Origin of the sequence: Thetidibacter halocola, from assembly GCF_018224955.1 — a bacterium.
Lineage (GTDB): Bacteria > Pseudomonadota > Alphaproteobacteria > Rhodobacterales > Rhodobacteraceae > Thetidibacter > Thetidibacter halocola.
The window spans coordinates 1-1884 of the sequence record NZ_JAGTUU010000021.1 but is presented as its reverse complement, the minus strand read 5'-3'; the positions used below and the strand labels follow the sequence as shown (position 1 = coordinate 1884).

Below are 1884 nucleotides of genomic sequence, written 5' to 3'. Positions count from 1 at the left end.
GTTCATTCTGTTTTCGATGAGGTCGTCGACGACGGCTGGGTCTGCGAGGGTTGAAGTGTCGCCGAGGGCGCCGAAGTCGTTTTCGGCGATCTTGCGCAGGATGCGGCGCATGATCTTGCCCGAGCGGGTCTTGGGCAGACCCGGGGCCCACTGGATCAGGTCGGGCGAGGCGATGGGGCCGATCTCGGTGCGGACCCAGGCGCGCAACTCCTTGCGCAGATCCTCGGTGGGCTCGACGCCGTTCATCAGGGTCACGTAGCAGTAGATGCCCTGGCCCTTGATCGCGTGCGGATAGCCCACGACCGCGGCCTCGGCGACCTTCTCATGCGCGACCAGCGCCGATTCGACCTCGGCGGTGCCCATGCGGTGGCCCGAGACGTTGATCACGTCGTCGACCCGCCCGGTGATCCAGTAGTCGCCGTCGGCGTCCCGGCGGCAGCCGTCGCCGGAGAAGTAATAGCCCTTGTAGTCCGAGAAATAGGTCTTTTCGAAGCGCTCGTGATCGCCCCAGACGGTGCGCATCTGGCCCGGCCAGCTGTCGGCGATGGCCAGCACGCCCTCGGTGGGGGACTCGTGGATCTCGACGCCCGATTGCGGGTCGAGCACGACGGGCTTGACGCCGAAGAAGGGCTTCATCGCGGCGCCGGGCTTGGTCGCGTGGGCGCCGGGCAGCGGGGTCAGCAGGTGGCCGCCGGTCTCGGTCTGCCACCAGGTGTCGACGATCGGGCAGCGGCCCTTGCCCACGACCTCGTTGTACCAGGTCCAGGCCTCGGGGTTGATCGGCTCGCCGACCGTGCCGAGGATGCGCAGGCTGGACAGGTCGCAGCCCTCGACGAATTCCTTGCCCTGGCCCATCAGCGCGCGGATCGCGGTGGGGGCGGTGTAGAACTGGTTCACTTTATGCTTCTCGCAGACCTGCCAGAAGCGGCTGGCGTCGGGCCAGGTCGGCACGCCCTCGAACATCAGGGTCGTCGCGCCATTGGCCAGCGGGCCATAGACGATGTAGCTGTGGCCGGTGACCCAGCCCACGTCCGCCGTGCACCAGTAGACATCGCCCTCGTGGTAGTCGAAGACCACCTCGTGGGTCAGCGCGGCATAGGTCAGGTAACCGCCGGTCGAGTGCACCACGCCCTTGGGCTGGCCGGTGGAGCCGGAGGTGTAGAGGATGAACAGCGGGTCCTCGGCGTTCATCGCCGCCGGTTGCGAGAAATCGTCCGCCTCGGCGGCCATCTCGTTGTAGTCGTGATCGCGCGGGGTCCAGGTGGTCTGGCCGCCGGTGCGCTTGACCACCAGGCACTTGACGTCGTCCTTGCAGTGCAGCAGCGCCTTGTCGGCATTGGCCTTCAGCGGGGTCTTGCGGCCGCCGCGGGGCGCCTCGTCGGAGGTGATGACCACCTTGGCGTCGCAGCCGTTGACCCGCGCCGACAGCGCGTCGGGCGAGAAGCCGGCGAAGACGATCGAGTGGATCGCGCCGATCCGGGCGCAGGCCAGCATGGCATAGGCTGCCTCGGGGATCATCGGCAGGTAGATGATGACGCGGTCGCCGCGGCGCACGCCGAGGGATTCGAGCACGTTGGCCATGCGGCAGGTGCGGCGGTGCAGCTCGGCATAGGTGATGTGCTGGGCCGGCTCGTTCGGGTCATCGGGCTCGAAGATGATCGCGGTCTGGTCGGCGCGGGTCGCCAGGTGCCGGTCGATGCAATTCGCCGCGACGTTCAGCTGGCCGTCGGCGAACCACTCGATCTTCACCTGTCCCAGCGTGAAATCGACGTCCTTGATCTTCGTCGGCGCCTTGATCCAGTCCAGCCGCTGAGCCTGTTCGGCCCAGAACCCCTCGGGGTCAGAGATCGACCGCGCATAAAGCGCATCGTATTTCGCCGCGTC

1 protein-coding gene is annotated in these 1884 nt (G+C 67.3%); it reads right to left on the bottom strand.

What is annotated here, in order from left to right; translation table 11 throughout:
• A partial coding sequence (gene acs / locus KB874_RS22755) for an acetate--CoA ligase (protein WP_212538859.1) occupies nucleotides 1-1884 on the bottom strand: 1884 nt, incomplete at both ends.